Annotated in this window: 27 protein-coding genes; 24 read left to right on the forward strand and 3 right to left on the reverse strand. The window is 33.7% G+C overall.

Going from position 1 to position 25,946, the window contains the following annotated elements; all coding sequences use genetic code 11:
- Positions 1–260 precede the first annotated feature (260 nt).
- The 11 genes from hrcA to Q0E20_RS05960 all read left to right on the forward strand — a co-directional run bounded on the left by hrcA (position 261) and on the right by Q0E20_RS05960 (position 11,242).
- A complete protein-coding gene (gene hrcA, locus Q0E20_RS05910; protein WP_295997662.1) occupies positions 261–1,277 on the forward strand; it encodes a heat-inducible transcriptional repressor HrcA in 1,017 nt (338 codons plus the stop codon).
- 12 nt (positions 1,278–1,289) lie between these two features.
- Positions 1,290–1,835 carry a nucleotide exchange factor GrpE gene (grpE, locus tag Q0E20_RS05915; RefSeq protein ID WP_295997664.1) on the forward strand — a complete coding sequence of 182 codons (546 nt, stop codon included), beginning with the start codon at positions 1,290–1,292 and terminating at the stop codon, positions 1,833–1,835.
- 27 nt (positions 1,836–1,862) lie between these two features.
- Positions 1,863–3,701 carry a molecular chaperone DnaK gene (gene dnaK, locus Q0E20_RS05920; protein ID WP_295997667.1) on the forward strand — a complete coding sequence of 613 codons (1,839 nt, stop codon included), beginning with the start codon at positions 1,863–1,865 and terminating at the stop codon, positions 3,699–3,701.
- 17 nt (positions 3,702–3,718) lie between these two features.
- Positions 3,719–4,879 carry a molecular chaperone DnaJ gene (dnaJ, locus tag Q0E20_RS05925; RefSeq protein WP_295997671.1) on the forward strand — a complete coding sequence of 387 codons (1,161 nt, stop codon included), beginning with the start codon at positions 3,719–3,721 and terminating at the stop codon, positions 4,877–4,879.
- Between the two features lie 55 nt (positions 4,880–4,934).
- Positions 4,935–5,798 carry a 50S ribosomal protein L11 methyltransferase gene (locus Q0E20_RS05930; RefSeq protein WP_295997674.1) on the forward strand — a complete coding sequence of 288 codons (864 nt, stop codon included), beginning with the start codon at positions 4,935–4,937 and terminating at the stop codon, positions 5,796–5,798.
- Positions 5,795–6,526, forward strand: coding sequence for a 16S rRNA (uracil(1498)-N(3))-methyltransferase (locus Q0E20_RS05935; protein ID WP_295997677.1), 732 nt, complete (start codon positions 5,795–5,797; stop codon positions 6,524–6,526). The genes Q0E20_RS05930 and Q0E20_RS05935 overlap by 4 nt, the downstream gene beginning before the upstream one ends.
- Positions 6,527–6,586: 60 nt before the next feature.
- Positions 6,587–7,882, forward strand: coding sequence for a tRNA (N(6)-L-threonylcarbamoyladenosine(37)-C(2))-methylthiotransferase MtaB (mtaB, locus tag Q0E20_RS05940; RefSeq protein ID WP_295997680.1), 1,296 nt, complete (start codon positions 6,587–6,589; stop codon positions 7,880–7,882).
- Positions 7,883–7,899: 17 nt separating this feature from the next.
- A complete protein-coding gene (locus Q0E20_RS05945; RefSeq protein ID WP_295997682.1) occupies positions 7,900–8,244 on the forward strand; it encodes a histidine triad nucleotide-binding protein in 345 nt (114 codons plus the stop codon).
- A 190-nt stretch (positions 8,245–8,434) separates the two neighbouring features.
- Positions 8,435–8,614 carry a 30S ribosomal protein S21 gene (gene rpsU, locus Q0E20_RS05950; RefSeq protein ID WP_004695751.1) on the forward strand — a complete coding sequence of 60 codons (180 nt, stop codon included), beginning with the start codon at positions 8,435–8,437 and terminating at the stop codon, positions 8,612–8,614.
- Between the two features lie 123 nt (positions 8,615–8,737).
- Positions 8,738–9,181, forward strand: coding sequence for a GatB/YqeY domain-containing protein (locus Q0E20_RS05955; protein WP_295997685.1), 444 nt, complete (start codon positions 8,738–8,740; stop codon positions 9,179–9,181).
- Between the two features lie 159 nt (positions 9,182–9,340).
- Positions 9,341–11,242 carry a glutamine synthetase gene (locus Q0E20_RS05960; RefSeq protein ID WP_295997688.1) on the forward strand — a complete coding sequence of 634 codons (1,902 nt, stop codon included), beginning with the start codon at positions 9,341–9,343 and terminating at the stop codon, positions 11,240–11,242.
- A gap of 79 nt (positions 11,243–11,321) precedes the next feature.
- On the opposite strand, the gene Q0E20_RS05965 is transcribed toward Q0E20_RS05960, so the two are convergent.
- Complete coding sequence (locus Q0E20_RS05965; protein ID WP_295997689.1) at positions 11,322–11,717, reverse strand: phosphate-starvation-inducible protein PsiE; 396 nt, start codon at positions 11,715–11,717, stop codon at positions 11,322–11,324.
- Positions 11,718–11,789: 72 nt separating this feature from the next.
- On the reverse strand, positions 11,790–12,305 hold the full coding sequence (gene tpx, locus Q0E20_RS05970) for a thiol peroxidase (protein ID WP_295997692.1): 516 nt from the start codon (positions 12,303–12,305) through the stop codon (positions 11,790–11,792).
- Positions 12,306–12,503: 198 nt separating this feature from the next.
- Between tpx and Q0E20_RS05975 the strand changes: the two genes are divergently transcribed.
- The 11 genes from Q0E20_RS05975 to Q0E20_RS06025 all read left to right on the forward strand — a co-directional run bounded on the left by Q0E20_RS05975 (position 12,504) and on the right by Q0E20_RS06025 (position 23,407).
- Positions 12,504–14,219: an ABC transporter ATP-binding protein gene (locus Q0E20_RS05975; RefSeq protein ID WP_295997695.1), complete on the forward strand. Its 1,716-nt coding sequence runs from the start codon at positions 12,504–12,506 to the stop codon at positions 14,217–14,219.
- Positions 14,219–15,949, forward strand: a complete 1,731-nt coding sequence (locus tag Q0E20_RS05980; RefSeq protein WP_295997739.1) for an ABC transporter ATP-binding protein — start codon at positions 14,219–14,221, stop codon at positions 15,947–15,949. The genes Q0E20_RS05975 and Q0E20_RS05980 overlap by 1 nt, the downstream gene beginning before the upstream one ends.
- Positions 15,931–16,725, forward strand: coding sequence for an RNA methyltransferase (locus Q0E20_RS05985; protein WP_295997742.1), 795 nt, complete (start codon positions 15,931–15,933; stop codon positions 16,723–16,725). Before Q0E20_RS05980 ends, Q0E20_RS05985 begins: the two co-directional genes overlap by 19 nt.
- Before the next feature lie 244 nt (positions 16,726–16,969).
- Positions 16,970–17,824 carry a ChbG/HpnK family deacetylase gene (locus Q0E20_RS05990; protein ID WP_295997744.1) on the forward strand — a complete coding sequence of 285 codons (855 nt, stop codon included), beginning with the start codon at positions 16,970–16,972 and terminating at the stop codon, positions 17,822–17,824.
- Complete coding sequence (locus Q0E20_RS05995; protein ID WP_295997747.1) at positions 17,821–18,807, forward strand: lysylphosphatidylglycerol synthase transmembrane domain-containing protein; 987 nt, start codon at positions 17,821–17,823, stop codon at positions 18,805–18,807. The genes Q0E20_RS05990 and Q0E20_RS05995 overlap by 4 nt, the downstream gene beginning before the upstream one ends.
- A 16-nt stretch (positions 18,808–18,823) precedes the next feature.
- A complete protein-coding gene (locus Q0E20_RS06000; protein ID WP_295997750.1) occupies positions 18,824–19,273 on the forward strand; it encodes an ACT domain-containing protein in 450 nt (149 codons plus the stop codon).
- A 43-nt stretch (positions 19,274–19,316) separates the two neighbouring features.
- Positions 19,317–20,606, forward strand: coding sequence for a homoserine dehydrogenase (locus Q0E20_RS06005; RefSeq protein WP_295997753.1), 1,290 nt, complete (start codon positions 19,317–19,319; stop codon positions 20,604–20,606).
- 4 nt (positions 20,607–20,610) lie between these two features.
- Positions 20,611–21,537: a homoserine kinase gene (gene thrB, locus Q0E20_RS06010; protein WP_295997755.1), complete on the forward strand. Its 927-nt coding sequence runs from the start codon at positions 20,611–20,613 to the stop codon at positions 21,535–21,537.
- Positions 21,538–21,583: 46 nt separating this feature from the next.
- Entirely contained in the window at positions 21,584–22,444 is an 861-nt protein-coding gene (gene htpX / locus Q0E20_RS06015; RefSeq protein WP_295997757.1) for a zinc metalloprotease HtpX, read from the forward strand.
- 18 nt (positions 22,445–22,462) lie between these two features.
- Entirely contained in the window at positions 22,463–22,870 is a 408-nt protein-coding gene (ndk, locus tag Q0E20_RS06020; protein WP_295997759.1) for a nucleoside-diphosphate kinase, read from the forward strand.
- A 21-nt stretch (positions 22,871–22,891) separates the two neighbouring features.
- The gene (locus tag Q0E20_RS06025) at positions 22,892–23,407 is read left to right on the forward strand and encodes a cob(I)yrinic acid a,c-diamide adenosyltransferase (RefSeq protein WP_295997761.1); all 516 of its coding nucleotides are present in this window, start codon (positions 22,892–22,894) and stop codon (positions 23,405–23,407) included.
- Between the two features lie 38 nt (positions 23,408–23,445).
- Here Q0E20_RS06025 and Q0E20_RS06030 read toward each other — a convergent pair whose 3' ends face one another.
- Positions 23,446–23,784 (reverse strand): hypothetical protein, encoded by a 339-nt coding sequence (locus Q0E20_RS06030; RefSeq protein WP_295997763.1) that lies wholly within the window; start codon positions 23,782–23,784, stop codon positions 23,446–23,448.
- A gap of 64 nt (positions 23,785–23,848) precedes the next feature.
- Here Q0E20_RS06030 and cobU point away from each other — a divergent pair, with 64 nt between their 5' ends.
- Positions 23,849–24,427, forward strand: coding sequence for a bifunctional adenosylcobinamide kinase/adenosylcobinamide-phosphate guanylyltransferase (gene cobU / locus Q0E20_RS06035; RefSeq protein WP_295997765.1), 579 nt, complete (start codon positions 23,849–23,851; stop codon positions 24,425–24,427).
- Complete coding sequence (locus Q0E20_RS06040) at positions 24,420–25,946, forward strand: cobyric acid synthase (protein WP_295997767.1); 1,527 nt, start codon at positions 24,420–24,422, stop codon at positions 25,944–25,946. The genes cobU and Q0E20_RS06040 overlap by 8 nt, the downstream gene beginning before the upstream one ends.

The following is a 25,946-nucleotide window of genomic DNA, read 5'->3' on the forward strand; positions in this document are numbered from 1 at the left end:
TAAAAAGTACTAAGGGCTATTTTAACTTTATAGATAGTCTATTCTAAACACTAATGCATATTGTCTTTTTGACTATTTTAGCAAAATAAAAGATTGCCTTTTTGACTTATTTTATAAGAAAATTAAATTGTCTTTTTGACTAAACTGATTTTATTAGGGTTTTTAAGGATAATTTTACTTGACATTTTATTTTGATATGGTAATATTATACATGCGATTAGCACTCGAATATTTTGAGTGCTAACAAGTGAGGTGTCATTATGGATGAAAGAAAACAACGCATCTTACGAGCGATTATAGAGGATTATGTAAAATCTGCTGAGCCTGTTGGTTCTAGGACGATAGCTAAAAATTATAATTTAGGTATTAGTTCTGCCACGGTGAGAAATGAAATGGCTGATCTTGAGGACTTAGGCTATTTAGAAAAACCTCATACATCAGCTGGACGGATACCATCATCAAAAGGCTATCGCTTATACGTTGATTCTATGGTGCATCAAGGTCCAGTCTTAACTGAGGATGTGAAACAAATCAACAATATATGGAATGACTCACAGCTATCGAGTAGTGAAATGTTATTGCATATGGCTAGATTGGTTTCTCAAGTAAGTCATAGTATGAGTTTATTATTGGCTCCGGGACATGATCAAGCACAATTAAAATATATACATATTTTAACTCTTGATGCTCACCAAGCTGTTATGGTTGTAATAACTGCAACCGGTGCACTTGATAATGAATTGATGTATTTTTCATCACCAGTGAGAGCTGAAGAATTACAACGATTAGCTATACAATTTAGCAATGCTGTTCAAAATAAGCTTTTACAAGATATTACATCAGATTATATTAGTGCCATTATCGCACATATAGACGGTCCAAAATCCGTATTGTTACAAATCGGAGAAACCTTATTAAGGGCCATCACCAAACGGCGCTTATTTTATTCAGTAGGTGCTACAGAGTTGTTACGTCAACCGGAATTCAAAACGGTAGAAAAGGTACAGCCTGTACTTTCATTATTAGAGGAACAGCAGGAATTAGGGCACATATTACAAGATGATTCAAAAAATCCGATTAAGATTAAGATTGGTTCAGAAAATCATATGGATGCATTAAGTGATATGAGCCTTATACAAACTGACTTTTCTAAAGACAATAATCAACTTGGTACATTGGCAATATTAGGACCTACAAGAATGGAATATGGACGCATTATAAATATGCTTTCTTATATGAAGCATATAATGGAAACGATGGCGAGAAATCAATTATAGAAAGGATAAGGCATGTCTGAAGAACAAATTAAAAAAGATGTGGTAGACAAAGAAAATACAGCAGAAGAATCTAACGAACAGACTGAAGCAAAGAATGCTGAAGAATCTGTAGTTGATGCAACTGAAGTATTAGAAGAATTAAAAGCCGATTTTGATAATCGTTATAAACGCTTACAAGCAGATTTTGAAAATTTTAAACGTCGTACTAATCAAGAAAAAGAACAGTTAGCAGGTTTTGTTAAAGGCGATGTCTTAATGGATTTGCTACCTGTATTAGATAATTTTGAAAGAGCTGTACAGGCTCCTGCAGAAGGGGATACAAAAGTATTCCTTGATGGATTCATTATGATTCATCAAAACTTGATGGCTATGTTATCTAAACATGGTTTAGCTGTTATCGATGCAGTTGGTAAACCATTTGATCCAAACTTCCATCAAGCAATTATGCGTGTACCATCAGATGAGTATGAATCTGATACGGTATGTGAAGTATTACAAACTGGCTATACTGTAGATGGTCGTTGTATTCGACCAGCAATGGTAAAAGTTGTTGAATAGATTATAAGTATTAGGAGGTCATATATTATGGCAAAGGTAATTGGTATTGATTTAGGGACTACAAACTCTTGTGTTGCTGTTATGGAAGGCGGCGAACCTACGGTTATTACAAACCAAGAAGGTGCACGTACAACCCCTTCCGTAGTTGGTTTTGCCAAAAATGGAGAACGTTTAGTTGGTCAATTGGCTAAACGTCAAGCTGTATCTAATCCAGAAAACACAATTATTTCTATTAAACGTCATATGGGTTCTGATTACAAAGTAACTGTAGAAGGTAAATCATATACACCTCAAGAAATTTCTGCAATGATTCTTCAAAAAATTAAAGCTGACGCTGAGGCTTATTTGGGTGAACCTGTAAAACAAGCTGTTATTACTGTTCCTGCTTACTTTACAGATGCTCAACGTCAAGCTACTAAAGACGCTGGTTCTATTGCAGGTCTTGAAGTACTTCGTATTATTAATGAACCTACAGCTGCGGCTCTTGCATATGGTGTAGATAAAGACGAAGATGGTAAAGTTCTTGTATTTGACCTTGGTGGTGGTACATTCGATGTATCTATCCTTGAACTTGGTGATGGCGTATTCGAAGTATTGGCAACATCTGGTAATAATCATCTTGGTGGTGATGACTTTGACCAACGCATTATGAACTATCTTATCGAAGAATTCAAAAAAGAAACTGGTATCGATTTATCCAATGATAAATTAGCTGATCAACGTTTAAAAGAAGCTGCTGAAAAGGCAAAAATTGAATTGTCTGGTGTAGCTAGTACAAACATCAACTTGCCATTCATCACAGCTGATGCTACTGGTCCTAAACACTTAGATGTAACATTGACTCGTGCTAAATTTGAAGAATTAACTGCTGATTTGGTACAAGCTACAATTGAACCTACTCGTAAAGCAATGAACGATGCTGGCTTATCTGCCTCTGATATCGATAAAGTATTGTTAGTTGGTGGTTCTAGCCGTATCCCAGCTGTACAAGAGGCCATTAAAAAAGTATTGGGTAAAGAACCAACTAAAAACGTTAACCCTGATGAATGTGTAGCTATTGGTGCTGCTATTCAAGGTGGTGTATTAGTAGGTGAAGTAAAAGACGTATTATTACTTGACGTAACTCCATTGTCTCTTGGTATTGAAACAATGGGCGGTGTATTCACTCGTATCATTGATCGTAACACTACAATTCCTACATCTAAATCTCAAGTATTCTCCACTGCAGCTGATAACCAACCATCTGTAGATATTCACGTATTACAAGGTGAACGTGAATTCGCAGCAGATAATAAAACATTGGGTCGTTTTAACTTAGATGGTATCCCAGCGGCTCCTCGTGGGGTTCCTCAAATCGAAGTAACATTTGACATTGATGCTAACGGTATCGTACATGTAAAAGCTAAAGATTTAGGTACTCAAAAAGAACAAAAAATTACAATTACTTCTTCTAGCGGTTTAAAACAAGATGAAATAGACCGCATGGTTAAAGAAGCCGAAGCTCACGCTGCAGAAGACAAAGCCAAAAAAGAAGAACTAGACGTTAAAAATAATGCAGATTCCTTAGTATACCAAGCTGAAAAAGCATTGAAAGATCTTGAAGGAAAAGGCGATGCTGCATTAATGAAAGAAGTAGAAGAAGCTAAAGATAAATTGAAAAAATCTATTGAAGTTGGCAACATTGAAGATATCAAAAAAGACAGTGAAGCTTTAGAACAACCATTGCACAAATTAGCTGAACAAATGTATGCAGCAGCACAACAAGCACAACAAGCTGCTGGTGATGCTAAACAAAGTGAACAAGGTAAATCAGACGATAATGTAGTTGATGCTGATTACACTGTAGTGGATGACGATAAGAAATAAGAAGGGTAGTATAACGTATGGCAAGAGATTATTATGACATCCTTGGTGTTAGTAAAAATGCTTCCCAAGATGAAATCAAAAAGGCCTTTCGTAAAAAGGCTCGCCAATACCATCCCGACGTAAATAAAGATAATCCAAAAGAAGCAGAAGCTAAATTCAAAGAAGCTAATGAAGCTTACGAAGTATTGTCTGATGAAACTAAAAAAGCACAATATGACCAATTCGGCCACGACGCCTTCAAACAAGGGGGTGGCGCTGGAGCCGGTGGTTTCCAAGGTGGCTTTGGCGGTTTTGGTGGCCAAGCTGGCGGTTTTGGTGATATTTTCGGTGATATCTTTGGTGGTATGTTTGGTGGTGGAGGCCGCCAACAACAAGGTCCACAAAAAGGTAGTGATTTACGCGAAGATATAGATATTTCATTTGAAGATGCTGCATTTGGTAAATCTATGTCCATTACTGTGCAACGTCATGAGGAATGCGACCATTGCCATGGCACTGGTGGTGAACCAGGATCTAAGGTTGATACATGTCCAAATTGTCATGGTTCTGGTCAGGAAGTTGTTATTCAAAATACACCTTTTGGACGTATGCAATCTGCTCGTACATGTTCTCGTTGTCATGGAGCTGGTAAGGTAATAGAAAAACCTTGTTCCAAATGCCGTGGATCTGGTGAGGTACTTGTAAAACGAAAGATAGATATCAAGATTCCTGCTGGTGTTGATAACGGATCTAGATTACGTGTTTCTAACGAAGGTGAACCTGGTATTCTAGGCGGTCCTAAAGGAGACTTATATGTTTATATATATGTACGACCTCATAAGGAATTTGACCGCAATGGAAATGATGTTATTAGTCGTGTAAATATTAGTTTTGCACAAGCTGCTTTAGGTGCAACTGTACAAGTGAATACCTTAGATGGTAAAGTAGAGTTGAAGATTCCAGAAGGCACTCAAACGGGAACTGCATTCAGACTTAAGGGCAAAGGTATTCCCTATTTACGTAATCCTAAACAACGAGGTGATCAACATGTTGTTGTAACTGTGCAAACTCCTAAAAAGTTAACAGAAAAGCAACGTGAATTATTACTTCGTTTTGCTAGTGAAAGCAATGAGGATGTTAATAACTTACAAGTTAGCAAAAGTTTATTTGAAAAAATTAAGGATTGTTTAACTAAATGAACAGCTCTGGTGCGTGAATGGTTAGTTCCTGCGCATCAATAGTAAAGGAGCATTTATGCAATGGATAGAAATATCTATTGTCTGCGAAAGAGTAGCCACCGATGAGGTGACTACTCTTTTTGACGATTATGCAGACAATGGAATTATAGAAGAAGATGTTGAAGATCAACCTAATTTAATACAATTAACTCTTTATGCCGATGCAGCATTAGATTGTAACACGATTAAGTCTGATATAAAACAGCGTCTTAACGAAGCCAACATCGATATTACATCAATAGATACACATATGTTAGATGAATCTACTTGGCTTAATTCTTGGCAACAGTATATAGAACCTACAGAAATACTACCTAATTTAATAATCAGACCTGCATGGCAAGATTATGATAATAAGCATAATAAGGCCATTATTGAAATAGATTCAGATATATCATTTGGTACTGGTTCACATGAAACAACAAAAAGTTGTGCTGAATTATTAAAAAAATATGCTGAATCTATGAATCTTGATTCTATTACTTGTTTAGATATTGGCACAGGTACAGGTATACTTTTATTAGTAGCTGCCCATTTAGGTATAAAAAATTTAATTGGAATTGATATCGAAGAATATGCTGCTAAACAGGCAAAGATAAATTGTGAGAATAATCATGTCATAGCTGATATAATCTGTGGTAATTTGGATGCGGATTTTAATGGCATTGCTCAATTAGTTTTAGCTAACTTAACAGTGGATCCATTAAAGATTTTATTACCTCAAATAGGTAAAAAAATAGATGATAAAGGTATATTAATTATCAGTGGCATTATTGATGACCGCTATGATGAAATTATGCCTTATATTAATGAATATTGGCAAATTATTGAGGAGCGCATTGCTGGACCTTGGCATACATTTGCGTTAACAAAATTATGAAAAAGATATTTATTCCTACACCATTAAATGAAATCATTGAATTACCAAAAGATATAACCCATCATATATTACATGTGTTTCGTCATAATATAGAAAAACCAATCACTGTCACAGGTAGCGATAACCGTTGTGGTATCTATCAGATTAATGATGAGATAAATGGCTTAGCACAAGCTAGTCTTATAGAATATATTGATACTCCTACATCTATGCATAGAATCATATTAGTGCAAGCTTATTTAAAAGGTGAAAAATTAGAATGGGTTTTACAAAAAGCTACAGAGCTTAATGTCGATACGGTATATCTTGTACCTACATTGAACTGTGTAGCTAAGTATGATGTAAAAAAATTAAAGTCAAAATCTAGTCGTTGGGAAAAGATTATGTTAGAGGCTTCTCAACAATGCGGGCGTACACAGTTACCTACGCTCGTTGTGGATGAGCCACTTTCTAATGTATTAGACATCGAATCTGAATCTTTAAAATTGGTTGCCTATGAAAATGAAGCGGGCTACTCCATAAAAGATGCTTTAAAGGCTATTAATAGTGATTCAACTAATAGGGATATCTTAATTTGTATTGGCCCTGAAGGGGGCTTTCAAGAGAAAGAAATCAATGATATTATAAAAAGTGGTGCTCAATCAGTTACATTAGGCCATACCATACTACGTGCTGAAACAGCTGCTATTGCTGCTGTTTCCATGATAAAATATGAATTGGAATTATAATTATTAAGTTATGCTGTGTTATTTACTTAGCTTTATTGAGATAAAGAATTGGGAGGTGCAATGAAAACCGTTGCCTTTACAACCCTTGGTTGTCGTGTCAATCAGTATGATACGGATGCTATGAAGGGGTTATTTTTACAACATGATTATGAAACTGTTGATTTTGACTCTAAGGCTGATATTTATGTTATTAATACATGTTCTGTTACAAATATGGGAGAGAAAAAGTCTCGTCAATTAATTCGTAAAGCTAAACGTCAAAATCAAGATGCTTATGTAATAGTTACAGGCTGTTATGCACAGCTTGACCCTGATGCAATTGCTGCCATCGATGGCGTTAATCTAGTAATTGGCACAAATAATCGTTCAAAAATTGTAGAACTTGTTGAACAATTAGAAACAACAGAACGTCAAATTAATGCTGTTCGCGATATCATGAAAGAGTCTAATTTTGAAGAAATGCCATTATTTGGTAATGAATCGGATAAATCGAGAGCCTTTATGAAAATCCAAGAAGGTTGTAATAATTATTGTGCGTTTTGTATCATTCCTTATACGCGTGGAAAATTAAAGTCTCGTAAAGTCGATGACATAGTAAATGAAGCAAAACGTTTAGTAGAACATGGGTTTCACGAAATCGTTTTAACTGGTATTCACCTTGGGAACTATGGCGTTGAACTACCAGGAAGACCTACACTAGCAAATGTAGTAAAAGCTCTCTTAGAAATCCAAAACTTACATCGCATACGTTTTGGATCTATTGAGTCTGTTGAAGTATCTGATGAACTTATTGAGTTAATGGCTACTAATAAACGTGTATGTCCACATTTACATTTACCTCTTCAAGCAGGATCAGATCATGTTCTAACTTTGATGAAACGACATTATACGCTTCAAGAATATAAAGACTTGATTACAAATTTAAGACATCGTATTCCCGATTTATCAATTACAACCGATATCATCGCAGGATTTCCCCAAGAAACTGATGAAGACTTTGATGAAACTATGAATACAGTAAAAGAAATTGGCTTTACTCATATTCATGCATTCCCATATTCTATTCGTGAAGGTACACCGGCCGCCACAATGCCAAATCAAGTACCAGAAGCTGTAAAAAAAGCGCGCGTAGCACTTTTAAATGATTTAAGTGAAAAAGGTTTACAAGCGTATGCAACCTCTCGTATAGGTAAACCAGGAGAAATTCTTATTGAAAAAGAGGAAAATGGATACTATACGGGCTTAACAAATGAATATATACATGGTAGAGTTAAATCAGATGGTCAGCATTCTATAGGTGATCTTATTGGTGGCACAGTAGTTGCTGTTGACAAAGATTTTGTAATTATTGAATAAGATAGAGGAGGTCCCCCATGAGCGACTGCATTTTTTGTAAAATTATTAATGGTGAAATTCCATCAAAAAAAGTATTAGAAAATGATAAATTCTATGCATTTTATGATATTGAACCTGTAAAAAAAGTTCATGTACTCATCGTTCCTAAAAATCATGTTGCTAATATTGCCCATATCACAGAAAAGAATGAAAAGTATGTTGAAGGTTTATTGCCATTTGTTCGTGATGTAGCAAAAGAGCTTGGTATTTCTAAGGATGGTTATCGATTGATTTTTAATACTGGCGCAAAAGCAGGTCAAACTGTATTCCACATGCATGCACATCTATTGGGTGGCGAGGAAATGGGTTGGCCTGAAGCTTAATGAGTTTTTAATAAGAAAATTATTAATTTTAAAGTATTAAGACATCAAAAAATATTGATTTGTAATAAAATTCTTATAAAATATAGTGGTATATATTGACAGAACCTAGTATTCTACATATAATATGTATATGTGCGTAAATAAAATTATCAGCACTTCCCTGAGATTAATTTTGGAGGGAGGGATATAGATGTCTGAAATTAAAGTCGGTAAAAACGAAACGCTTGAAAGTGCTCTTCGTCGATTCAAACGCTCCTGCCAAAAAGCAGGTGTTTTGTCTGAAGTAAGAAAACGCGAACACTACGAAAAACCAAGCGTAAAAAGAAAGAAAAAATCTGAAGCAGCAAGAAAACGCAAATTCAGAGCATAAGATGATTACCCTAATTCTGCCTTTTCATGGCTTCATGAAATTCAGGATTAGGGTTTCTTTATATATATTAGTTTTTTAGATACTAATATTTTTATTAATGATTGAGTCGTATAGGAGGTTACCATGAGTTTAAAAGATCAATTAAAAGAAGATATGAAAGCTGCTATGAAGGCTCGAGAAGAAGGCAAGATAGCTTTATCTGTTATTCGTATGGTCAATAGTGCCATTAAAAATACAGAAATAAATGATAAAATTGAACTTGATGATAATGGTGTATTAGGTATTTTAGCTAAAGAAATGAAAACACGCCAAGATTCTCTTGTAGAATTTGAAAAGGCAGGTCGTGAAGATTTAATTAGCCATGTTAAGGAAGAAATATCTGTTCTCCAAAAATATATGCCAGCTCAAATGACAGAAGATGAAATTCGAGATGTTGTAAAAAAAGCCATTGCAGAATGCGGCGATACCGTAAATATGGGTAATGTTATGAAACATGTTATGCCACATACTAAAGGCCGTGCAGATGGTAAATTAGTAAATACCATCGTAAAAGAATTACTAGGTTAATATTTTAGTAAGATTCTATAGAAATTTATTGACAAGAATTTTCTCACTATGGTAATATGTATTCAAGAAAATAATTAGTCAATGAAGACTCCACTGGATAGGTATGCAGTTTGTATATCTGTATTGTTGGAGTCTTTTTATAGTTTAGGAGGAACAAATATGGCTACAAAAGAATTATTGTATTACATTCCTGCAGGTCAATATGGTAAAGAAGGGGTTTTATCTTTATTAGAACAACATCCAGAAATTAAATTTGTATCTTTAGTAGGTATCGACTTAGCTGGTAATGATACAGATGAAAAAATCCCAATGGCCGCATTCTTTGATGATTATGAAGCATTCTTTGAAGGTCGTGCTGTTCAAACTGATGGTTCCTCTGTAGTATTGACAAATATTGCTACATTGAACAATGCTCGTGTTGATATGTGGGGCGACCCAAGTGTAAACTGGTTTGTTGATTACAACTACGAAAACATTGATGAAGCAACAGGTTTGCCAACTGGTACACTTCGTATTCCTGCATTCTTGATGCATAATTACCGCTATGTAGATTCTCGTTCTATCTTGAAACGCAGTTGTGACTATGTTCGTGCAGAATTATTATCCTTAATCAAAGAAAAAGGTGTACCTGGCATGCCTCATGTGAAAGCTGATGATGTGGTAGATATCGTTTTCACATCTGCTACTGAATTAGAATTCTGGGTAAAAACACCTTCTAAAACAGTTACTAAAAAAGAATTGTCCGTTTCTCAACGTTTGCAAGAGCAATACTGGCAACGTACACATGGTACTGTTCGTACAGCATTAGAACAAGCTGTAGAACGTCTTGATCAATATGGTATGGACGCTGAAATGGGCCATAAAGAAGTTGGTGGTGTAAAAGCTAAACTTGATGAAGATGGTCATGAATCCGTTGTATTGGAACAATTGGAAATCGACTGGAAATTCTCTGGTAACCCATTACAAACAGCAGATAACGAATTACAAGCTCGTATTATTGTTCGTGAAGTATTCCGTGAAAACGGTCTTGATGTAACATTTAATGCAAAACCAATTATCGGTGTTGCTGGTTCTGGTGAACATACTCACTTTGGTGTTATGGCAAAATTAAAATCTGGCAAACTTGTTAACTTATTTAGTCCAGAAGATATGAAAAAAGAATCTGCTAGCTCCTTGGGTATTGGTGCAATTATGGGTCTATTGAAACACTATGAAGCTATTAACCCATTCATCAGCTCCACAACAGATTCCTTGAATCGTTTGAAACCTGGTTTCGAAGCTCCAGTTTGTATTGTAACTTCCTTAGGCAATGATCCTTCTGAACCTAGCCGTAACCGTACAATCCTTTGCGGTTTGATTCGCGATATTGACAATCCAATGGCTACACGTTATGAATTGCGTTCTCCAAATCCTTATACTAATACATACATTGCATTGGCATTGATTTTCATCTCTGCATTTGATGGTATGAAGTATGCTATTACAAGTGGTAAAACTCAAGCTCAATTGGAAGCAGAACTTTCCAAAGAAGCTGGTCAAGATGCAGACTACTTACCTAAAGAACGTGCATTCCGTTCTGAAAAAGATGTATTTGAAGACTACACTCAAGAAGAACGTAACCAAATGTTCGGCGTAGCTCCTGCAACAGTATGGGAAAATATTAAAGGTTATAAAAATAATCCTGAACTTGTAAATACATTGGCACAAGGTGACGCATTTGCTCATGATTTAATGGATTCCTTTATTGCTTCTATTTTGAAACGTTGGAAACTTGTGTTAGCTCATCGTATTATTCCTAATAACATGGAAACAGTAAGAAAAATGGTTTCTATTCATACTGATAGCCGCAACAGTATTGATGACAAACGTTTTGCCGAAGTTAATGACTTACGTTTCTATCTTGCAAAAGATAGTGATGATCGCAAATCTTTGTTTACACGTATTGTAGAAGCTTTACAATCTGAAGATTATGATACTGCATCTGCATTACAAATAGAAATGAATGACAAAATGGAAGAATTAGAAGCTAAATACGCTAATTACAGCAAAAACATTTTCTAATCCTTTATATGTAAAAAAAGGTCCTACCGAATACCGGTAGGACCTTTTTTACATGCTATAACTCAATGAATAATACTGTTTATTCATCATGGCCAATAAATTTTTTTACTAATACTAAACTACATACAAGAACCAAAATAGAAATAGACCATATAAGTATATCTATTGATGTATCATGAGCTATAATAACAGATCTAACAATAGCAGTGATGCCTATATATAGGAAAAAGTCTAAAGGAAAGTGAAAGTTATTTTTAAAATACTTTACAATTAATGCAATAAATTCGAAGTAGAGGAAGAAGGTAATTAATTCTTCAATAAGAAAATAGTATGTACTTTCACCAAAAATATTGGCCCATGTAATGATTCCTAAATTAATGAGTGAATTAACTAAAGCGATACATAATGCTACGCCTACACCAAGTAAAGCTATATTTTTGATCGTTAAGAGTAGTCTAGAAATTTTAATCCACATAAATATCTCCAATTATAAAATTAAAACATATAAAAAGGCCGTACAATGTACGACCTTTTTATTAAGTAGTTATTAGATATCAGCTTTAATTGCTTCTAACGCTGCATCAAAATTAACAGCTTGAGTTACTTCAGGTACATATTCAACATATGTCACTTTATTATCTTTGTTGATAACCACAACACCACGGGACAATAGACGTAATTCTTCAATTAAGAAACCATAGTTTGTACCAAAAGATGCATCTTTGTGGTCAGACAATGTTTCTACTTTATCTACGCCTGCAGCACCACACCAGCGCTTTTGAGCAAATGGAAGGTCCATAGAAATAGTTAATACAACTACATCATCAGATAAACCTGTTGCATCTTGGTTAAACCAACGAGTTTGTGCATCACATACACCAGTATCAAGAGAAGGTACTACAGAAATCACTTTTACTTTACCTTCATAATCTTTTAAAGTCTTAGGTTGTAAATCATTTGATAGTACAGTAAAATCAGGTGCTTGTTGACCTACTTTAATTTCTGGGCCTACCAATGTGATTGGACCACCTGCAAATGTTACAACACCAGTACGTTTTTCCATGTTTCATTCCTCCTAAGAGTTTATATACTAAATAGATTAAACAATGTTTCTATGGTTAGTATATCATTTCTATCCATTTTAGTAAACTAATTTTTTCGATATAGTTTGTTATTAATTTTGGATATAGTTCACTTTAATGTTTTTGGTAGAAGAATTATGTAGTAAATGGTACGATAGAAAGAAAAAAGGAGGTATACGATGAATCCATATGCAATTTTCAAGGAATTTTTTCGTCGTGAAGGTATATATTATCTCATCGGATTAACTATACTAATCGCAATCGATGTAGCTTTTTTAATCGTACCACAATTAATTGGTAGTGCCATCGATACATTAAGTCATAATAAAGAGGGATTAACCCATTATATATTTTATTTTATAGGTTTATTAATCATTATTACTATATTGAAAGTTATATCACGTAGAACATTATTAGGATCTATCCGACGCATGGAATATTTATTTCGCCAAAAATTATGTGCTCGAGCGCTAGAAATCCCCACTACATATTATGATGTTAACGGTCCTGGTAAAGTAATGGCTTTGATGACAAATGATGTCACATCTCTACGCGTTGCTCTCGGTTTAGGTGTTATGATTATCGTTGATATCATTTTATATTCAATATTAGGCTCTATCATTTTAATTCAAAAAATAGATTTTGTCTTAGCCTTAAAGATTATGACCCCGGTTGTTTTTATTTTAGGTTCAATTTTTACGCTAGGAAGACGTTTGCGAAAGAAACAACGTCAAGCTCAAACCACATATAGTGATATGACAGAATTTGGACAAGAACTTTTTCAAGGCATGGATGTTATTCGTGCTTTTAATAAAGAATCGACTATAGGTGGATTGTTTAATCGTATCAACAAGAAAAATTATTCAGATAATATGAGTGTAGCCATTCTTGATGCTATTTTATCGCCTTTAACCATGATTGCACCTTTTATTTGTATTAGTATTAGTATGTATATATGTGGTTCATTAGCTGTAGAAGGACAGATGACTGTCGGTGAATTTGTTACAATCAATGCTTTTATTATGCTTATTATAGGTCCATTAATTTCGTTAGGTTCATTAGTAACTATAGTCCAAAAGGGACTGGCCTCACTTGATCGAATTGTAGATTTTATGAGTTTACCTGCAGAATGTAATGATACCGATGGCAAACAACTTGCTTTAGGAGATATAGATATAAAATATTTAAATTTCACCTATAATGAGTCTAAATCACCTGCATTACGTCAAATTAATATTACATTCAAAAAAGGAGAGTTTGTAGGCATAGTGGGTAAGCCTGGCTCTGGTAAAAGTACGCTTTTTAAATTGTTATTAGGACTTCAAAAAGCACCATCAAAAACTATTTATATTAATAATCAAGATATTACAACACTACCAATTGGTACTATAAGAAATTCAATTTCTTATGTGCCAACTCAATCATATCTACTAAGTTCAACAATAGCTGACAACATTAGTTTCGGCTATGAAAATAAAAATCATACTACCGTTGCTGAGGCAGCAAAAAAAGCGCAATTATATCGTGACTTAGGAAAAGATTTGGAGAATCCATTAAACGTATTAGCAGAAGAGGGGCGCGATTTATCAGGTGGGCAAAAACAACGGATCAATATTGCACGTGGATTTTACAAAAATGCACCTTACTTATTATTAGATAATTGCTTCTCTGCTTTAGATACCGTAACTGTAGATGAAATATTACAAGTGTTGCAGGATACAAAAGATAAAACCATTTTATGTATATCCCAACGACTAGAAGTAATCAAACATGCAGATCGTATAATTGTGTTTGATGAGGGCAGAATTTGTGAAGTAGGAACTCATAATGAGTTAATGTGCAAAAAAGGTTTATATTATCAAATGTATACAGCTCAAAATAAGGAGGTCCAATAATGAAACTTAAATATAATGATTGGCACCTATTTACATATCTAACGAAATATATTAGACCTTATTTATGGTTACTTATTTTGGCTAGTATGGCCCTTATTAGCAATTTACTATCTTCACTCATACGTCCATATTTATCAAAACAAGTTATCGATTTGGGCTTTGCTATGAAAGATTTAAATACGATTCAGCATTATGCTGGATTATATGCATTAACTATAGTTGGCAGCATTGTCTTTATCCTTTTACAAAACTATTTATTATCTACCTTTGGGCAGAAGATTATTTTTCATATACGTAGTACGGTATTTGAAAAAATTCTTCATAAATCCGCCGAAGATTTTCAGTCTTTGCCTATCGGGAATTGGGTGACTCGTATTACTAATGACGTAGAATCATTGCGTACATTATATACAGATGTATTGCTAAAACTCATAAGTAGTGCATTGATGATTTTGGGTATTTTAGTCTTTATGTATGCTATTAATGTGCCCTTAGCAATTGTTATGACTTTGTTGATTCCTATAATGGGGTTTATTATCTGGGTGTATCAAAAATTTTCCAGAAAAGCTTTTAGACAAGTTCGTTCTTCTGTGGCAGCATCTAATTCGAGTATCAAAGAATTATTGAATTACATATTAATTGTAAAAACATATTTAGGTGAACGAAGTATTGAACATCGGTATGATACCGTAAATCGCGAGTTTTTAAAAGCTGGTATATTTGAGGTTACTACCTTTTCTATATTTAGACCTCTTGTAGATGGATTATTTTTTGTAGCACTCATTGTTATTTTTACAATGACAAATCTATTAGATTCTGTAGCCGATGCCGGTACAGTATTCGCATTTATACAATATATGGATCGATTCTTTCAACCGATGAAAGAAATTGCAGATAAATATAATTCATTACAAAGTGCCTTAGCTGGTGCAGAACGATTGATTCCTATTTTAGATGAACCAAAGCGTGAATTAATAACTACTGTTCCTGATGAATTTAAATATATTGATTCAATTGAACTAAAAGATGTCTATTACTCTTATGATGACAATGATATATATGCTTTAAATAACATCTCTTTTAGAATCAAAAAAGGAGAATATCTTGGTATTGTTGGATTATCTGGTAGTGGCAAGTCTACATTGCTCTCATTACTAATGGGGATATTACGACCAACAAAAGGTGATATCTATATAAATGGTTATAACATTAACAACTATGATTCTTCTATGATTAGAAATATAATGGGTTATGTATTTCAAAATGCTTACTTATTCAAAGGTACCATTCAAGACAATCTTAATTTATATGATTCCTCTATCTCTATGGATACTATTGTGAATGCTACTAAAAAGGTCAAATTACATGATATGATTGAATCTTTGCCTGATGGTTATCAAACATCAGTAGGATATTTAGGGTCTCTGTTATCAGATGGCCAAAAACAATTATTGGCTTTTGCAAGAACGTTGATTTTAAATAGACCAATCTTATTACTTGATGAAGCTACAGCAAATATAGATAGTCATACGGAATCACAAATTCAAAAAAGTATTGAAACTATACGTGGCGAAAAAACTATTATTAACGTAGCACATCGATTATCAACTGTACAAAAAGCAAATAGAATTCTAGTTCTTTCCTATGGTAAGATTGTGGAAGATGGAACATTTGAGGAACTTATGCAACATAAGGGAGATTTTTACAAGTTATGGAATCACCAAAAATAGATTATATTCAATCAAAAGACAATAAGACTATAAAACATATTATCAGTTTACAACAGCGAAAATATCGTCAAAGATTTGGTGAATACATAGTGGAAGGAATTCGTGCTGTAACGGATATAGGGAACAAAGGATATTTGCGCTCTATATTAATTAGGGAATCAAAGCAAAGTGAATTGGAACCATTAATACAAAAAGGTTTTACTGTTTCTTCTATCTATATAGTACAAGATCCAATATTTAATAAAATTGAGCATTCTGTAAATGGACAAGGTATATTAGGTATAGCAAAAAAATGTGTTAATGATTTACATTCATTTGTAGTAGAGGATGGATTATATATTGCTCTTGATGGTGTACAGGATCCGGGAAATTTAGGCACTATAATTCGCACAGCTGTAGCTGTTGGTGCTAAAGGTATATTCTTGTTAAAAGGAACAGTAGATCCTTATAATGAAAAATGCGTACGTAGTACGATGAGTGCTCTTTGTAATATTCCTATTTTTGAAGATGTTACATTATCTGAATTTTATGATTTGGTAAAGGATAATACTATAAAAACCTATGTTACCTCACTAAATAATGCAAAACCATATCATACCATTTCATATGCAAAACGAACTATGGTTATACTCGGTAATGAAGGTAATGGAGTATCTAGAGACATTATTGAAATGTGTGACCAAGCTATTACAATTCCTATGTATGGTGATATAGAATCTTTAAATGTATCAATTGCAGCAGCTCTATGTATGTATAAGGTAAGAGAACAAATTTAATAAACTATAATGATACTCTGTCATCAATTATTAAAGATGACAGGGTATATTATTATCTATAATAATATAATTATCTATGATAGAAGAGTATATAAACTATGTGAAAACGATATAAAAAGTCCGTTCTCAGTATACAAGTATCGCTAATTTGTATTGATTTTATATACCTGTATTTGTTAAAATAACATATATCTTTTCTGGGTGAACATCGTTTTCACTTTTTTACTAATAAAGAGGCACGCATATGTCAAAATTAATCATAAATGCTGACGATTTTGGCCTTCATTCAGCTATAAATGAAGGTATTATAGTAGGGCATACTAAAGGTGTTATTACAAGCACATCTATATTGGCAAGTGGTGCTGCTTTTAATGAAGCAGTAGATATGGCAAAGGAATATCCAAAGTTGGGTGTAGGTATTCACATAGCTTTAGTAGGAGGAATCGCACCTGTAAGTGATCCTAGCGACATTCCTAGTTTAGTAACAAAAGAAGGTGTATTTGTTGATAATTATATAGAGTTTATGAAACGTATATATAGTGGCTCTATTAATTATGATGAAGTTAGAACTGAGATTACAAATCAAGTTTCTAAAATTATGGAGTCGGGTGTAAACGTAACTCATATTGATGGACACCAACATCTGCATATCCTACCAACCATTCTTCCTATAGTACTAGAACAAGCCATAAGACATAAAATTAAAGCTATACGGGTACCAAATGAAAAAATAACCTTTTTGAATGGTGTGCATAATCCTGTTCGCATTACAGGAAAATGTGGTTTAAGCACTGTAGCGTCCCAATCATTACCTAGTATTCGCGATAAAGGCGTTTATTTTACACAATACTTTTGGGGGATGATTAATGGTGGTGCTTTAGGTGAAACTGAGTTGCTATCGATTTTAAAACAAATTAGCTCTCTATCTGGTACGCATGAAATTATGACTCATCCAGGTATTAGTAATGAAGTACTAAGAAAACAATATAATTGGGGTTATCATTGGCAAGATGAATTATCTGCTATGACATCCGATAATATACGGAGATATCTAACACAACACAATATAGAACTTATTAATTATGGGGATTTACTATGAGTAAAATGATAAGACGTGGCATTTTTATGTTTGTGTTATTGTTTGCCGTATCTTTAGGAATTATTTATTATACGATTGATTTAGAATCCCTTAAAACAATAACCACTTTTAATGGTGAATCATTGTTTTTTGCGATTATTGCACTTGCTTTAGGTATGTATTTTGATGGATTAAGATTGCAGCGACTAGTAAAAATAGGTGGCTATCATTTATCAATCAAAGCGGTACTACGAGTTATTTTTAGTAATTATTTTATGGCTATGCTTACACCAGGTGCTAGTGGTGGTGCTGTAGCACAAGTATTAGTACTAAAAAGCTATAATGTTCCCATAAGTAGAGGGACACCAATTGTATTAATACGTACAGTTTTTTCAATTATGTTTTTAGTTATCATGTTACCAATCGTATTTCTATATGACTCTATAGAAATTCCATATATTTCAAGAGATATGTTGTTATTATTTTCTTTTTTAGCCGTATTAGCAACATTATTAGGAACATATCTTTTACAAACTATATATATGAGAAAATTTGTATACAATCTAGCCCAACATTTTAAGGCGAATAAAACAAAAGATTGGCTAATAAAACTAGAGACTTTAAATCAGGGACTTTCATTATTGTATAAAAAGCCAACACAATCCTTTATTGTTTTTATAGAATCTGGAGTCAGTTTATTATGTTTATATTGTATCGCTCCAGCGTTAATGTTTGCTTTTTCTACTGATATACCAATTATCACAATATTAGATAGAATGATATTATTAAATTTAATACTTTATTTTGCACCCACACCAGGGGGAACAGGTATTGCTGAAGGTTTATTCATTTTATTCTTCACACCATTTGTACCAATCGGTACTGTTGGTATTATAGCTGTTGCGTGGCGTGTAATCGCAGAGTATTTACCTTTTTTTATAGGTATGTATGCAGTATTAACTTTATATGGACGTCAATTTGTTGCTCAAGAAACATCAAATTAAAGTAAGGAGATTTAGTATGTCAAAGCCAAAAAAGGATAAATTTTATTTAGTTCAAGAAGATATTTTGCCTGAAGCTATAAAAAAAACAATTAAAGTAAAAGAAATTTTAAAGCTAGGTGAAGTAAAAACAATAAATGAAGCTGTTGAAAAAATGGACTTAAGTCGATCAGCTTATTACAAATATAAAGATTACGTATTTCCATTTTTTGAGATTGCTCAAGGAAAAATTGTTAGCATTACCGTATCTATGTCTAATGAATCAGGAATGTTATCAAGTGTCTTAAAAGCAATTGCTGATAAAAATGGTAGTATTTTAACTATTAATCAGGATATCCCGTTACAAGGCATCGCTAATAGTAGTATTTCTTTTGAAACTAAAAATCTACAAGGATCTTTAGAAGAATTACTACATGATATTAGAAGTATGAAGGGAATTATTAAGGTAGAAATATTAGGTCAAGCGTAGTTATATTACGGGGCCAAACATTATAGAAGAGAGTAGGACCATTATGAAAATCATAAAAATAGCTTTATTAGGATTTGGTACTGTTTCCCAAGGAACATTTAATTTATTGCAAGACAATGCTGATTTAATTACAAATCGTAGTGGTGTGACCATTGAAATTTCAAAAATCTTTGTACGAAATCCAGATAAATACAGTCATATTAAACTACCAAGTTCTGCGCAATATGTGACTAATATAGATGATGTTATTAACGATGAAACCATAGATATTGTTGTTGAACTAATGGGTGGGACTACATTTGCTAAAGAATGTGTAGAAGCTGCTTTAAAACATGGTAAAAGTGTTGTCACAGCTAATAAAGATTTACTAGCTGAAGCTGGACCATATTTATTTGACTTAGCATATAAAAATAAAGTTGATTTACGTTTTGAAGCTTCTGTTCTTGGCGGTATTCCTATTATAAGAACGTTATACGATTCTCTCGGTGGTAATCGCATTACTGAGTTAGTTGGTATTATGAATGGTACGACAAATTTTATTTTATCTAAAATGACTGATGAAGGATTAAGTTATGAAGATGTATTAAAAGAAGCTCAGGATTTGGGCTATGCGGAAGCAGACCCTACTGCAGATGTAGAAGGATTAGATGCAGCTCGTAAACTTGCTATTTTGGCTTCTATTAGTTTTAATCGTCGTATATTTTTTGAAGATGTAACAGTAGAAGGTATAACTAAGATTGATACTGAGGACATCTCTTTTGGTAAAGAATTTGGATACAATATTAAACTAATTGGTATTGCTAAAGAAACTACAAAAGGATTATCACTTAATGTATATCCTGCATTTGTACCATTAACACATCCATTAGCCTCTGTTAGAGGATCTTATAATGCTATTTATATTAAGGGCAATGGTATTGATGATGCCATGTTCTATGGTCGTGGTGCTGGTAGTTTACCAACTGGTAGTTCCGTTGTTAGCGATATTATGGAAGTAGCTCAAAATGCAGCTTTTGAATCTACAGGACGTTTTAAACCATTCTACTTCGATCAAAAGAATATTTATTCTCCAGGTAAAATACAATCTAGTTACTATATGCGATTAGCTGTTGATAATAAAACTGGTGTACTTGCAAAGATTGCTACAAAGTTAGCAGAGCAAAAAATTTCTGTTCTTTCCATCGTTCAACGTAACAAAGATCCTGAAACAGCAGTACTTGCAATTGTTACATCTAAATGTCCACATTCTTATATTTTGAATTTGTTAGATTCTTTTAATAGCTTACGCTCTGTGAAGGAAGTAAGCAGTATAATCAGAATTATGGAAGCGTAATATTATGACAACTATTCGTGTACAAGTGCCCGCTACAAGCGCAAATTGCGGACCAGGCTTTGATTGCCTTGGATTAGCTTTAAATTTATATAATATTTTTGAGTTTTCACCTGACAAAGATGCAACATCATTTAGCTATACATTTCATGGCTATGGTGCTGAAATTTTGGAAAAAGAAGACCCTAAAAAAAACCTTATTGGACTTGCTATTGAACAGGTATTTGCAAAAGCACAAGAACCAATACAATATGGTCATATTACTTCTGACACACTGATTCCTCCATCTCGCGGACTTGGCAGTAGTAGTACTGCAATTGTAGGTGGGCTATTACTAGCTAATAACCTTGTTAAAAAACCACTTTCAAAAGAAGAATTATTAATTATTGCCAATCGCATGGAAGGACACCCAGATAATGTAGCACCTGCTATTTTTGGTAATCTATGTTGTGCAACTGGACTTAAAGATAGAGTATTAAATACAGTAATTCCTGTTCCAGAGTCTCTTCATTTTGCGGTAGTAGTACCAGAAGTTTTAGTTTCTACTGAATATGCACGTTCTGTATTACCCAACCATGTACCTTTTAAAGAGGCTGTTCAAAATGTCAGTCATGCATCATTATTTGTAACTAGTTTAATTACGAATCAATTGGATAATTTAGAAGTTGCGTTGGAAGATAATCTTCATGTACCTTATCGTAAAACCTTAATCCCACATTGTGATAAAGTATTTTCAGCGGCTAAAGCGGCTGGTGCATACGGTGCCACAATCAGTGGTTCTGGTTCTACCTTAATTGCATATACAGATAAAATTCATGTACAAACAGTGGCAGACGCCATGGGAGAAATCTTTGATTTCTATGGCATTGAGAATAAAGTTTATGTGTTAGAAGCAGATACAACTGGGGCCACAACTATTCAAAATATGGTATAATAAATCTAGTTAAGGTATAGTCCAAAAACTTATGTTGGAGGATTTTATGAATAATTTTAAAACAACAATGCTATTAGCTACTTTAATAGCAATACTAGTATTATTAGGCGATGTATTTGGCGGTGTTCGAGGAATGATGATTATGTTCATCATATCTGCTGGCATGTCGATTGCATCGTATTGGTATAGCGATAAGATTGTATTAGCACAATATGATGCACAGCAAGTTACAGCTCAATCAAACCCAAAACTATATAGTATGGTGGAACAATTAGCTAAAAATGGTAATCTACCAATGCCAAAGGTATATATCATTCCAACAGATGTGCCAAATGCATTTGCAACTGGTCGTAATCCAGAACACGCAGCTGTAGCTGTAACATCTGGAATTCAACATTTATTAACAGATGATGAATTAGCTGGTGTATTAGGTCATGAATTAACACATGTTAAAAATCGTGATACTTTAATTAGTACTATCGCTGCAATTATTGGCGGTGCTATATCTACTATAGCGCAGTTTGGTATGTTTTTTGGTGGACGCTCTGATGATCGAGATGATAATGTAAATCCACTTGCTTTAATAGGAATGGTTATTTTAGCTCCTTTAGCAGCTTTTCTTATTCAAATGAGCATTTCTCGTACCCGTGAATATTTAGCTGATGAAGGGGGCGCTATGTTAAGCAAAAATCCATTAGGACTTGCATCCGCATTAGCAAAAATAGAAGAATATTCTAAGTATGGAAGATTACCTAATGCTAGTAATGCTACAGCGCATATGTTTATAATCAATCCAATGATGGGAATTGGTGCTAGTTTATCTAATCTTTTTAGTACACATCCCAGTACACAAGATCGCATTGCAAGATTAAAAAAACTATCTTTAAATCCACATTATAGATTTTAATTTAAAGGAGGGTTAAACATGGAAGAAACTTTAGTTCTTATCAAACCAGATGGTGTAAAACGTCAAATCTGTGGTGAAATTCTTACACGTTATGAACGAAAAGGCTTAATTATTAAAGCTATGAAATTACTTCAGACCTCAAGAGAATTAGCAGAGGAACATTATGCAGAGCATAAAGATAAACCATTTTTTGGGGAATTAGTTGATTTTATTACATCTGGACCTGTTCTGGCCTTCGTACTAGCCGGTAAAAATGCCGTTACTTCTGTCCGATCTATCAATGGTGCAACAAATCCCGTAGATGCCACACCAGGTAGTATTCGTGGTGACTATGCCTTAACTATGGATTCTAATGTTGTACATGCATCTGATTCAGTAGATTCAGCAACACGTGAAATTCATTTATGGTTTCCAGAATATAAATAACATATAATAGGAGGTACAGCCATGAGTAGTAGTGTTTATACAAAAACAGGTGATCAAGGTACAACTGGTCTTTATACAGGTGAGCGTGTAAAAAAAGCCTCTCTTCGTGTTGAAGCCTATGGCACCATTGATGAGCTTCAATCCTTTTTAGGATTAGCTCGTGCGTATGCAAAAAATGTACGAGTACAAGCCGAATTACTTGATATTGAGCGTTCCTTATGGACATTGATGGCTGATATTGCAAGCTTAAATCAGGCACCACAAATTACAGATCAACAAGTAAAACATTTAGAAAAGGTGATTGATCGTTTTGATGCTAAATTAGAACCTCTTACAGAATTTATTTTACCGGGTGAAAATAAATCTTCTGCATATTTACATGTATCTAGAACTGTAGCACGACGTGCAGAACGTGATTTATGGCGTGTATTTGATGCAGGTGAAAGCGTACATGAATCTAATTTACGGTACTTAAATCGCTTGTCTGATTTATGTTTTATACTAAGTCGTGTAGAAGAAGAAATTGGAGAAGAATAAATAAAAAAAGCTATGTCTTCACATAGCTTTTTTCTTTATTAAGATTGTATAACCTCTTGATTTAATACATCGTGTGGACTTGGATAGAAAAAGAAGATGTGAGGAATTTGATATCTAAATTTTTCTCGCAATAAATCTGCTAATGTAGTCTCGAAATTTATAATTTTAGATGCATCAAAAGAGAAATCTTCTACTAATACAAACAGTTGTGGTTCCACAATAGGTGCATTAGGAGGCAATTCAGAAGGGTCTAAAGGCACATTAACCACTACACGACATGTACTAATATATCCACCTTGACCATCTTCAATAGCTACACGATATGTATTTTCCCAAAGAGTAGACATCATTTTTAATTTCATATTCATAATTTCCATAGTGTATCTCCTTTTGTTATACTAATAATGATACAGAAATTATATATACTTGTATAGGTGCTTTATGAAATCTACAATTATTCTATGCTCCGGAGGAGCTCGTAGTGGAAAAAGTGAATTTGCAGAACAATTAGCCTTATCCTTAAAAGGGCGTAAAGCTTATGTCGCTACAGGGCAAGCTTTTGATGATGAAATGAAAGACCGAATTAAAAAGCATCAATTACGTCGTGGTAAAGAATGGATTAATTTTGAAATTCCACTTAATTTACATCAAAACTGGGAAAATATTAAAAATGTAAGTGATGTCATCTTAATTGATTGTCTTACTATGTTTACATCAAATCATGTCTTTGCTCATGGTGATATCAATACGCAGGAGGATGCGAATCGTATTGAATCTATCATTTTAGAAGAATTGCGATTATTACTACAAGAAATTAATAACAGTAATGATAAAACTGTTATTTTTGTGACTAATGAAATTGGATTAGGTATTGTACCGGAAAATAAATTAGCAAGATATTTTCGCGATATAACTGGTCGTGTAAATCGAGAAGTTGCTAATGCTGCCAATAAAATGTATTTAACAGTTAGTGGAGTAACCATAGAATTAAAATCTCAGGAGGTTCATATAAATGGCTAAAAAAATCATGTTCCAAGGAACGAGCTCTAATGTAGGCAAAAGCATTTTATGTACTGCATTATGCCGTATTCTTTATCGAATGGGCTATAAAACTGTGCCATTTAAAGCACAAAATATGGCTTTAAACTCCTATGTAACTAAATGGGGTGATGAAATAGGACGTGCTCAAGTTGCCCAAGCTGAAGCAGCTGGTATTGATTCTATTGTACAAATGAACCCAGTATTACTTAAACCTACGGGAAATCAGTCATCTCAGGTTGTACTTATGGGAAAACCAGTTGGTGTCTATAGTGCTAAAGAATATCATACACATTACTCATTAACAGCTCTTGATAAAGTGAAAGAATCTCTTTCATTTCTCGATAAAAATTTTGAAATGATTGTTATTGAAGGTGCTGGTAGTCCTGCAGAAGTTAATTTAAAAGCTAACGATATAGTAAATATGCGTATTGCAAAAATGACACAAGCACCTGTATTTCTTATTGCTGATATAGATAGAGGTGGTGCGATTGCTTCTATAGTAGGCACCCTAGAATTACTTGAGCCTGAAGAACGTGATTTAATCAAAGGTATTGTAATCAATAAATTCCGTGGCGATATTAAATTATTAGAGCCAGCATTGACTTTCATAGAAGAAAAAACGGGTAAAAAAGTTGTTGGTGTTATTCCTGCTATTGAAAACCTTGATATTGATGAAGAAGATTCTGTAGCTTTGGAAAATAAAAAAAATATAGGCTCTAAAGAAATTCAAATTGCTGTTATTCAAACTCCTAAAATTTCTAATTTTACAGATTTTGATGCACTAAACTATGAACCGGATGTTTCTGTTCGTTTTGTAGGCGCAGGAGATGTTATCGGCACGCCCGATTTGATTATTTTGCCTGGATCAAAAAATACATTAGCAGACTTATCATATTTAAAAAACTCGGGATTAGCTGATGAGATTAAAGAGCTAACTGAAAACGGAACTCCTGTAATTGGTATTTGTGGAGGCAACCAAATGCTTGGCACTGCCATATATGATCCGCATCATATGGAAGGTGATATTGAAGAGAGTGAAGGTCTCGGTTTAGTTAACTCTACTACAACTATGAAAGATCAAAAAACAACTCATCAAGTAACATTTAATGTTGATAATTTAAGCTTCCTTAACGGTACATTTTCTGGAAGTGAACTTGTGGGCTATGAAATTCATATGGGGGATACAAAACCCAATGACAATACAGTAAAACGTTGCTTTACTATTACTAAACGAAGTGAAACACCAATTACCGTGGTCGATGGATTTATAGATGGTCGTCATCAAGTTATGGGGACCTATATTCATGGTATTTTCGATAATGATGAATTCCGCCGTTTTATTATTAACCAATTACGATTACGTAAAGGTTTAGATGAAACACCAGTTGTATTCCATTACTTCGAACATAAAAACAATGCTTATAATCGTTTAGCAGATATTGTAGAAGAACATTTAGATATGGATTACATTATGACTCTACTTAAGGATAATGGGTGA

This window comes from uncultured Veillonella sp., assembly GCF_934230905.1.
In the GTDB taxonomy this organism is placed as follows: domain Bacteria; phylum Bacillota; class Negativicutes; order Veillonellales; family Veillonellaceae; genus Veillonella.

Coding starts and splice junctions, on each gene's coding strand:
- hrcA (WP_295997662.1), top strand. CDS start 261: ATGGATGAAAGAAAACAACGCATCTTACGAGCGATTATAGAGGATTAT.
- grpE (WP_295997664.1), top strand. CDS start 1,290: ATGTCTGAAGAACAAATTAAAAAAGATGTGGTAGACAAAGAAAATACA.
- dnaK (WP_295997667.1), top strand. CDS start 1,863: ATGGCAAAGGTAATTGGTATTGATTTAGGGACTACAAACTCTTGTGTT.
- dnaJ (WP_295997671.1), top strand. CDS start 3,719: ATGGCAAGAGATTATTATGACATCCTTGGTGTTAGTAAAAATGCTTCC.
- Q0E20_RS05930 (WP_295997674.1), top strand. CDS start 4,935: ATGCAATGGATAGAAATATCTATTGTCTGCGAAAGAGTAGCCACCGAT.
- Q0E20_RS05935 (WP_295997677.1), top strand. CDS start 5,795: ATGAAAAAGATATTTATTCCTACACCATTAAATGAAATCATTGAATTA.
- mtaB (WP_295997680.1), top strand. CDS start 6,587: ATGAAAACCGTTGCCTTTACAACCCTTGGTTGTCGTGTCAATCAGTAT.
- Q0E20_RS05945 (WP_295997682.1), top strand. CDS start 7,900: ATGAGCGACTGCATTTTTTGTAAAATTATTAATGGTGAAATTCCATCA.
- rpsU (WP_004695751.1), top strand. CDS start 8,435: ATGTCTGAAATTAAAGTCGGTAAAAACGAAACGCTTGAAAGTGCTCTT.
- Q0E20_RS05955 (WP_295997685.1), top strand. CDS start 8,738: ATGAGTTTAAAAGATCAATTAAAAGAAGATATGAAAGCTGCTATGAAG.
- Q0E20_RS05960 (WP_295997688.1), top strand. CDS start 9,341: ATGGCTACAAAAGAATTATTGTATTACATTCCTGCAGGTCAATATGGT.
- Q0E20_RS05965 (WP_295997689.1), bottom strand. CDS start 11,717: ATGTGGATTAAAATTTCTAGACTACTCTTAACGATCAAAAATATAGCT.
- tpx (WP_295997692.1), bottom strand. CDS start 12,305: ATGGAAAAACGTACTGGTGTTGTAACATTTGCAGGTGGTCCAATCACA.
- Q0E20_RS05975 (WP_295997695.1), top strand. CDS start 12,504: ATGAATCCATATGCAATTTTCAAGGAATTTTTTCGTCGTGAAGGTATA.
- Q0E20_RS05980 (WP_295997739.1), top strand. CDS start 14,219: ATGAAACTTAAATATAATGATTGGCACCTATTTACATATCTAACGAAA.
- Q0E20_RS05985 (WP_295997742.1), top strand. CDS start 15,931: ATGGAATCACCAAAAATAGATTATATTCAATCAAAAGACAATAAGACT.
- Q0E20_RS05990 (WP_295997744.1), top strand. CDS start 16,970: ATGTCAAAATTAATCATAAATGCTGACGATTTTGGCCTTCATTCAGCT.
- Q0E20_RS05995 (WP_295997747.1), top strand. CDS start 17,821: ATGAGTAAAATGATAAGACGTGGCATTTTTATGTTTGTGTTATTGTTT.
- Q0E20_RS06000 (WP_295997750.1), top strand. CDS start 18,824: ATGTCAAAGCCAAAAAAGGATAAATTTTATTTAGTTCAAGAAGATATT.
- Q0E20_RS06005 (WP_295997753.1), top strand. CDS start 19,317: ATGAAAATCATAAAAATAGCTTTATTAGGATTTGGTACTGTTTCCCAA.
- thrB (WP_295997755.1), top strand. CDS start 20,611: ATGACAACTATTCGTGTACAAGTGCCCGCTACAAGCGCAAATTGCGGA.
- htpX (WP_295997757.1), top strand. CDS start 21,584: ATGAATAATTTTAAAACAACAATGCTATTAGCTACTTTAATAGCAATA.
- ndk (WP_295997759.1), top strand. CDS start 22,463: ATGGAAGAAACTTTAGTTCTTATCAAACCAGATGGTGTAAAACGTCAA.
- Q0E20_RS06025 (WP_295997761.1), top strand. CDS start 22,892: ATGAGTAGTAGTGTTTATACAAAAACAGGTGATCAAGGTACAACTGGT.
- Q0E20_RS06030 (WP_295997763.1), bottom strand. CDS start 23,784: ATGGAAATTATGAATATGAAATTAAAAATGATGTCTACTCTTTGGGAA.
- cobU (WP_295997765.1), top strand. CDS start 23,849: ATGAAATCTACAATTATTCTATGCTCCGGAGGAGCTCGTAGTGGAAAA.
- Q0E20_RS06040 (WP_295997767.1), top strand. CDS start 24,420: ATGGCTAAAAAAATCATGTTCCAAGGAACGAGCTCTAATGTAGGCAAA.